Annotated in this window: 7 protein-coding genes; all 7 read right to left on the minus strand. The window is 71.4% G+C overall.

Annotated features, from left to right (window positions below; all coding sequences use genetic code 11):
- Positions 1–7: 7 nt before the first annotated feature.
- Entirely contained in the window at positions 8–454 is a 447-nt protein-coding gene (locus tag CCN33_RS02395; RefSeq protein WP_086690552.1) for a response regulator, read from the minus strand.
- Positions 451–1,992 (minus strand): sensor histidine kinase, encoded by a 1,542-nt coding sequence (locus CCN33_RS02400; protein WP_086690566.1) that lies wholly within the window; start codon positions 1,990–1,992, stop codon positions 451–453. Before CCN33_RS02400 ends, CCN33_RS02395 begins: the two co-directional genes overlap by 4 nt.
- A 139-nt stretch (positions 1,993–2,131) precedes the next feature.
- Positions 2,132–3,355 carry a PP2C family protein-serine/threonine phosphatase gene (locus CCN33_RS02405; RefSeq protein ID WP_086690554.1) on the minus strand — a complete coding sequence of 408 codons (1,224 nt, stop codon included), beginning with the start codon at positions 3,353–3,355 and terminating at the stop codon, positions 2,132–2,134.
- Positions 3,356–3,519: 164 nt separating this feature from the next.
- Entirely contained in the window at positions 3,520–4,206 is a 687-nt protein-coding gene (locus CCN33_RS02410) for a response regulator (protein ID WP_086690556.1), read from the minus strand.
- Positions 4,207–4,315: 109 nt separating this feature from the next.
- Positions 4,316–4,984 carry a potassium-transporting ATPase subunit C gene (locus tag CCN33_RS02415; protein WP_086690558.1) on the minus strand — a complete coding sequence of 223 codons (669 nt, stop codon included), beginning with the start codon at positions 4,982–4,984 and terminating at the stop codon, positions 4,316–4,318.
- A 2-nt stretch (positions 4,985–4,986) separates the two neighbouring features.
- Positions 4,987–7,086, minus strand: coding sequence for a potassium-transporting ATPase subunit KdpB (kdpB, locus tag CCN33_RS02420; protein ID WP_086690560.1), 2,100 nt, complete (start codon positions 7,084–7,086; stop codon positions 4,987–4,989).
- 53 nt (positions 7,087–7,139) lie between these two features.
- Positions 7,140–8,079 (minus strand): potassium-transporting ATPase subunit KdpA (gene kdpA, locus CCN33_RS02425; protein WP_086690562.1); only part of this gene is annotated, 940 nt, incomplete at its 5' end.

Here is an 8,079-nt window from a genome sequence, read left to right on the forward strand (position 1 = left end):
TCCGGGCTCACCGCCGCCGGGGCAGGCGGACCACCTGGACGAAGAAGTCGTCGATCTGCCGGACGGCCGCGATGAACTGGTCGAGGTCGACCGGCTTGGTCACGTACGCGTTGGCGTGCAGCCGGTAGCTGCGGAGGATGTCCTCCTCGGCCGCCGAGGTAGTGAGGACGACCACCGGGATGTCCGCGAGGTCCTGGTCGGACTTGATGCGCTCCAGGACCTGACGCCCGTCGTACTTGGGCAGGTTGAGGTCGAGCAGGATCAGGTCGGGCCGGGGCGCGCCGGTGTGGTCGCCGCGCCGGTAGAGGAAGTCGAGCGCCTCCTCGCCGTCACGGACCACGTGCAGGGTGTTGCCGATCTTGTTGTCCTCGAACGCTTCCCGGGTCATCAGCTCGTCACCGGGGTCGTCCTCCACCAGGAGGACATCGATCGGGGTGCCGTCGGGGGTCGTCATGTGAGGGCCTTTTCCTCGCAGGGGGTGCCGGTCTCGTCCGGGGCGGTCGCCACGGGCAGGGTGAAGCGGAAACGGGTGCCGCCGGTGTACTCGGTGTCCAGCCAGATCCGGCCACCGTGATGTTCGACGATCTTCTTGCAGAGGGCCAGGCCGATCCCGGTACCACCGTAGGCGTCCCGGCTGTGCAGTCGCTGGAAGATGACGAAGACCTTGTCGGCGAACTCGCCGGGGATGCCGATGCCGTTGTCCGAGACGCTCAGCTGCACGCTGCCGGGTTCGTCCGGATCGGGCTCACAGGTGACGGTGACCTGCGGGGCGCGGTCGGGGTGGCGGAACTTGAGGGCGTTGCCGATCAGGTTCTGCCAGAGCATGGTGAACAGGGTCGGGTCGCCCACCACCTCCGGCATCTCCTGGGGCCGTTCGACGCGGGCGCCGGACTCCTCCACGGCCGCGTCGAGGTTCAGCATCGCCTTCTCCAGCGCCTTTTCCAGCCCGACGGGCACGCGGTCGTCGGTGAGCCGGCCGACGCGGGAGAAGGTGAGCAGGTCGTTGATGAGCACCTGCATGCGCTTGGCGCCGTCCACCGCGAAGTCGATGTACTGCCGCCCGCGGTCGTCCAGCTTGTCGTAGTACCGCTTCTCCAGGAGCTGGCAGAAGGAGGCGACCTTGCGCAGCGGTTCCTGGAGGTCGTGGGAGGCGACGTAGGCGAACTGTTCCAGTTCCACGTTGGAGCGGCGCAGTTCGACCGCCTGGGCGTCCAGGTCGGCGGCCTGGGTGGTGAGGATGCGCTGCTGGGCGTGGGAGGCGTCCAGGTCGGACACGATGCGCCTGCGCATCTCCTCCACGTCGTGGGCCACGGCGGTCAGGTCGGCCGGTCCGCCGCCTTCGATGACGTGATCGAAGTCGCCGCCCGCGACCCGGCGGGACGCGGTGCGCAGCCGCTGCAGGGGCCGGGTGACGAGGAGGCGCACGAAGACGGCGAGCGTGACGCCGGTCAGCAGGAACGCGGCGACCATGGCGGCGAGCACGGAGTTGCGCAGGGTGCGCTCGTGGGCGATGTGGGCGTTGCCGTCCCGGACCACGCGGGTCAGGTGCGCGTTCTGGTCGGCCCAGCTGTTCCGCAGCCTGTCGAAGTCGTTCTTGCCGTTCTCCACCGTCCGCAGGTCGACGGACTTCGGCTTGCCGGGGGTGACGGAGGCGACGAGCGGTTCGGCGTAGTTGAGGCGCCACTGGGCCGCCTGGCGCTCCACCGCGGCCAGGTCGTCACGCAGCTCGGGCTGGTCGGCGACCAGCCGGCGCAGCCGCGCCGCGGACTCCGACTCGCTCTTCTTGCCCTCGGTGTAGGGCTTGAGGAAGCGCTTGTCGGCGGTGATGGCGTAACCCCGGATGCCGGTCTCCTGATTGACCATGGCGGACTGGAGCCGGTACGCCTCGGTCTGGGCGGGCTGTACTCCCCGCAGCAGGGAGTCGGTCGCCACGGCCGTGCGGTTGAGGAGGGTGGCACCCACCACGGTGCCGAGCAGCACCAGGAGGCTCATGAGCGACAGCACGAGGTAGAACCAGCCCTGCACGGTCAGGCGGCGCCCGGTCCACGGCTTGCCCGCGAGGTTCTTCACCCTGTGCTCCGTACCGACTCGTCACTCACGCGTCCCACTCGCTTCCCTCGTCTCACGTTTCTCAGTTCCAGCTCACATGGACGACGGCGACGTCGTCCGCGAGTCCGCCCTGTTCCTCGGCCAGTCCCTCGGCCTCGCCGATGAGCCGGTCCACGAACTCGTCGGGCGCCAGTCCGGCCGCCTCGCGGGCGAGTTCGAGCAGCCCCTCCTCGCCGAGGCGCTGCGGGCCCCGGCTGACGTGCCCCTCGAAGAGACCGTCGGTGAAGAGGACGACGGAGGCTCCCGGCGGCACCGGCAGCTCCGCGGTCGGCCAGCGGGCGCCGCCGGGGATGAGGCCCAGCGCTGGCCCGCCCGGCACCTCGACCCAGTCCACTTCCCGGGTGCCGCGCCGGAGCAGCCCGTGGTGTCCGGCCCGCACCACGGTGGCCCGGTGCTCGCCGGGTACGGCGGACAGGCTGACCAGGGTGGCGAAGACCTCGTCCCGGGCGCGCTCGGCGACCAGGATCTCCTCCAGGCGGGCCACCTGCTCGACGCCGGTGATGCCGCTGAGGACCAGTGTGCGCCAGGCTATCCGCAGGGCGACACCGAGGGCGGCCTCGTCCGGGCCGTGCCCGGAGACGTCCCCGACCAGGGCGTGTACGGTGCCGTCCCCGCTCTGCACGATGTCGTAGAAGTCACCGCCGAGCAGGGCCTGGGCGCGGCCGGGGCGGTAGCGGGCGACGACCTGGACGCCGTCGGCACGCAGCAGCGGGCGGGGCAGCAGGCCGCGTTCCAGGCGGGCGTTCTCCTGGGCCTGCATCAGGCTGGCCTGGAGCGCCACCGCCGACTGCTCGGCCTGCTTGCGCTGGATCGCGTAGCGGACGGCGCGGCCGAAGAGTTCGGGTTCGACGCGGCCCTTGACGAGGTAGTCCTGGGCGCCGGCGGTCACCGCGGCGAGCCCGGTCTGCTCCTCGGCGAGGCCGGTGAGGACGACGATGGCCACCCGGTCGGCGTGCGCCTTGACCAGGGAGACCGCTTCGAGGCCACTCGCGTCCGGCAGGTGCAGGTCGAGCAGGACGCAGTCCGGGCGCTCGGTGGCGAGCACCCCGGCGGCCTCGGCCATCGTGCGCACCCAGCGCAGCCGCATCTTCAGGGCACTGTCGGCGACCAGTTCCTCGACCAGCAGCGCGTCGCCGGCGTCGTCCTCCACCAGGAGCACGGACGGCCGTCGCTCGTCCCAGTCCGCGTCGAGCCCGCTTGCGGTCACCGGCCTCAGCTCATCGGCATCAGCCCGTGACGTCACCATGGTCCCGCCCTTCCGCTCCGCTCATGCCGCCCGCCGTCACAAGTTGTCGACCGACAACATTGGACGAGCATACTCAGTGCGAAGATCCGGGCGTGACCAGTCCGAGTGACATCATTCACCCATCCGGACTCCAGCGCGATGACATGATTCTCGTCGTTCGGGGCTCAGCCCTCGAAACGGTAGCCCATGCCCGGCTCCGTGATCAGGTAGCGCGGGTGAGCGGGGTCCGCCTCCAGCTTGCGGCGGAGTTGGGCCATGTAGACGCGCAGATAGTTCGTCCGGTCGCTCAGGGAGACCCCCCAGACCTCGCGCAGCAGGTGTGTCCGGCTCACCAGCCGGCCGGGGCTGGTGACGAGGATCTCCAGCAGATGCCACTCGGTCGGGGTGAGGCGGACGTCACGCCCGTCGCGCACGGCCTTCTTGGCGGCGAGGTCCAGGGTGAAGTCCGCCGTCCGCACCAGGGTGGTCTCCGGGGCCGCCCGGCCGGCCTCGGTGCGGCGGACGGCGGCGCGGAGCCGGGCCAGCAGCTCGTCCATGCTGAACGGCTTGGTGACGTAGTCGTCGGCCCCGGCGTCCAGCGCGGCGACCTTCTCCTCGGACGCCTGGCGGGCGGAGAGGACCAGGATGGGCACCCGGCTCCGGCCGCCGCGCAGGGACCGTATGACGTCGGCGCCGTCCATGTCGGGCAGGCCGAGGTCGAGCACGACCACGTCCGGCCCGCGGTCGGCCGCGAGCCGGAGCGCGGTGGCGCCGTCCGGGGCCGCGTCGACGGCGTACCGGCGGGCCTGGAGATTGATCACGAGGGCCCGCACCAGCTGCGGGTCGTCCTCCACCACGAGCACCCGTGTCATGGACGCGCGCCCTCCTGTCGTACGCCTCAGTGGACCGACGGCAGCAACCTACGGCATCGGGGCGGGAGTCGGCGGTCCAGGTGCGGCTTCCGGACACGGCGGGGGCGGTTCAGCGCCGGGCCGCCAGTTCCCTGAGCGCGATGTTCAGCTCCAGCACGTTGACGCGGGGCTCGCCCAGGAAGCCCAGGGTGCGCCCCTCGGTGTGGTCGTGGACGAGCCGGGCCACCTCCGGCACGGGCAGGTGGTTCCGGGCCGCGACGCGGTTCGTCTGGAGCCGGGCGTACTCCGGGGAGATGTCCGGGTCGAGGCCGGAGCCGGAGGAGGTGACCGCGTCGGCGGGGACGTCGGCCGGGCTCACCGGACGGCCGGGCACGGAGTTGTCGCGGACGACGGCGGCCCTGGCGGCCTCCACCCGTCGCACCAGCACCTTGTTGTCGGCGGCGAGATTGGTGGCACCGGACAGCAGCAGGTGGTAGCGGGTGTTCTCGGTGTTGGTGCCGAGCCCTGCCGCCGGACGCCCCTGGAACCACCTGAGGTCCGGCGCCGCCGTCTCCTGGCCCTTCTTCAGCGGCAGGGTGTACGACTGCCCGATGAGGGAGGAGCCGACGACCCGTCCGTCCGCCCGGACCTCGGAGCCGCCCGCCCGGCCGGGAAGGAGGAGATGGGCCACGCCGGTCACGGCGAGGGGATAGAGGACGCCGGTGACAAGGGTGAGGACGAGCAGGGCGCGCAGGCCCGCGCCCAGGGACCGGATCTTGCCGGTGAGGGAGGTGTTCATGGTCAGCCGATCCCGGGGATCAAGGAGAGGAGCAGGTCGATGAGTTTGATGCCGACGAAGGGCGCGACGAGTCCGCCGAGGCCGTAGACGGCGAGGTTGCGCCGCAGCAGACGGTCGGCGCTCACCGGCCGGTACCGCACCCCCCGCAGGGAGAGCGGGACCAGCGCGATGATGACCAGCGCGTTGAAGACGACGGCCGAGAGGATCGCGGAGTCGGGCGAGGCCAGCCGCATGATGTTCAGCCGGTCGAGCCCCGGATACACGGCGGCGAACAGCGCCGGGATGATCGCGAAGTACTTCGCCACGTCGTTGGCGATGGAGAACGTGGTCAGCGCGCCCCTGGTGATGAGGAGCTGTTTGCCGATCCCGACGATCTCGATGAGCTTGGTCGGGTCGGAGTCCAGGTCGACCATGTTGCCGGCCTCCTTGGCGGCCGATGTGCCGGTGTTCATGGCGACGCCGACGTCCGCCTGGGCCAGCGCGGGGGCGTCATTGGTGCCGTCCCCGGTCATGGCGACGAGCTTGCCGCCCGCCTGCTCCCGCTTGATGAGGGCCATCTTGTCCTCGGGGGTGGCCTCCGCGAGGAAGTCGTCGACGCCGGCCTCCTCCGCGATGGCCCTGGCGGTCAGCGGGTTGTCCCCGGTGATCATGACGGTCCGGATACCCATCCGGCGCAGCTCGGCGAACCGTTCCCGCATGCCGTGCTTGACGACGTCCTTGAGGTGGACGACGCCGAGTACGCGGGCCCCCCGGCCGTCCCGCACGGCGACCAGCAGCGGGGTGCCGCCCGCGCGGGAGATCCGGTCGGCGGCGGCTTCCGTGTCGTCGGCGACCGTGCCGCCCTGTTCGCGCACCCAGCGCAGCACCGAGGCGGCCGCGCCCTTGCGGACACTGCGCCCGTCCACGTCGACGCCGGACATCCGGGTCTGCGCGGTGAACGCGACCCACTCGGCACCGGCCAGCTCGCCCTGGTGGCGCTCACGCAGGCCGTACGCCTCCTTGGCCAGGACGACGACGGAACGGCCCTCGGGGGTCTCGTCGGCCAGCGAGGAGAGCTGGGCGGCGTCCGCGAGTTCGGCCTCGCCCGCGCCGCCCACCGGCACGAACTCGGCGGCCCGGCGGTTGCCGAGGGTGATGGTGCCGGTCTTGTCCAGCAGCAGGGTCGAGACGTCACCGGCCGCCTCCACGGCCCGGCCGGACATGGCCAGCACATTGCGCTGGACCAGGCGGTCCATCCCGGCGATACCGATGGCGGAGAGCAGGGCGCCGATGGTGGTGGGGATCAGGCACACCAGCAGGGCGACCAGCACGACCATCGTGAGACGGGTGCCCGCGAAGGCGGCGAACGGCGGCAGCGTGGCGCAGGCCAGCAGGAAGACGAGGGTGAGCGAGGCCAGCAGGATGTTCAGCGCGATCTCGTTGGGCGTGCGCTGCCGGGCCGCGCCCTCCACCAGTTTGATCATCCGGTCGATGAAGGTCTCCCCCGGCCGGGTGGTGATCCGGACGACGACCCGGTCGGAGAGCACCTTGGTGCCGCCCGTGACAGCACTCCGGTCGCCCCCGGACTCCCGGATGACCGGCGCCGACTCGCCCGTGATCGCGGACTCGTCCACCGAGGCGACGCCCTCCACGACATCGCCGTCGCCGGGGATCACGTCACCCGCCTCGCAGACGACCAGGTCACCGACGCGCAGCTCGGTGCCGGAGACGTGCTCCTCGGCGGTTCCGGTCAGCCTGCGGGCAACGGTGTCCGCCCGGGCCTTGCGGAGGGTGTCGGCCTGCGCCTTGCCCCGGCCCTCGGCGACCGCCTCCGCGAGGTTGGCGAACAGCACGGTCAGCCACAGCCAGACGCTGATCGTCCAGCCGAACCAGTCGGTGGGGTCGGTGAGCGAGAACGCCGTGGTCAGCACGGAGCCGATCCACACCACGAACATCACGGGTGACTTGACCATGACCCGCGGATCGAGCTTGCGGAAGGCGTCGGGCAGCGAGCTCAGCAACTGCCGGGGATCGAACAGGCCCGCACCGACCCGGCCCCCGCCGGACGGGTCCCCGGCCGCCGCCTCGTCGTGCGGCGCGCGGGTGGGAGTGAGTGTGGACATGGCGGCCTCTGGGTGGTGGGTGCGAGGGGTCGGCTCGTCGGTACGGGGATGTGTCATGACAGCCCCTCCGCGAGCGGTCCCAGCGCCAGCGCCGGGAAGTAGGTCAGGCCGGTGACGATGAGGATCGCCCCGACCAGCAGGCCCGCGAACAGGGGTTTGCCGGTGCGCAGGGTGCCCGCGCTCTCGGGGACGGGCCGCTGCGCGGCGAGCGAGCCGGCCAGCGCGAGGACGAACACCATGGGCAGGAAGCGGCCGAGCAGCATGGCGAGCCCGGTGGTGGTGTTGAACCAGTCGGTGTTGGCGTTCAGCCCGGCGAAGGCCGAGCCGTTGTTGTTGGCGGCGGAGGTGAAGGCGTACAGCACTTCGGAGAACCCGTGCGCGCCCGGATTGAGCATGGAGTGCGGCGGGGTCGGCAGGGCCAGCGAGGCCGCGGTGAGGACGAGGACCAGCGCGGGGGTGACCAGGATGTAGCAGGCGGCGAGCTTCATCTCGCGCGCGCCGATCTTCTTGCCCAGGTACTCGGGGGTGCGGCCGACCATCAGACCGGCGAGGAACACCGCGATCACGGCCATGATCAGCATGCCGTACAGCCCGGAGCCGGTGCCGCCGGGCGCGATCTCGCCCAGCATCATCCCGAGCATGGCCACCCCGCCGCCGAGCCCGGTGTAGGAGGAGTGGAAGGAGTTCACGGCGCCGGTGGAGGTGAGCGTGGTGGAGGCGGCGAAGAGCGCGGAGCCGCCGACGCCGAAGCGGACCTCCTTGCCCTCCATGGCGCCGCCCGCGGCCTGGAGCGCCGGGCCGTGGTGGCTGAACTCGGCCGCCGTCATCAGGGCGGTGAAACCGAGCCAGATGGCGGCCATGGCGGCGAGGATCGCGTAGCCCTGCCGCACGCTGCCGACCATCAGGCCGAAGGTGCGGGTCAGCGAGAACGGGATGACCAGGATCAGGAAGATCTCGAACAGGTTGGAGAAGGGGGTGGGGTTCTCGAAGGGG

It is taken from the genome of Streptomyces recifensis, from assembly GCF_002154615.1.
Taxonomy (GTDB): domain Bacteria; phylum Actinomycetota; class Actinomycetes; order Streptomycetales; family Streptomycetaceae; genus Streptomyces; species Streptomyces griseoluteus.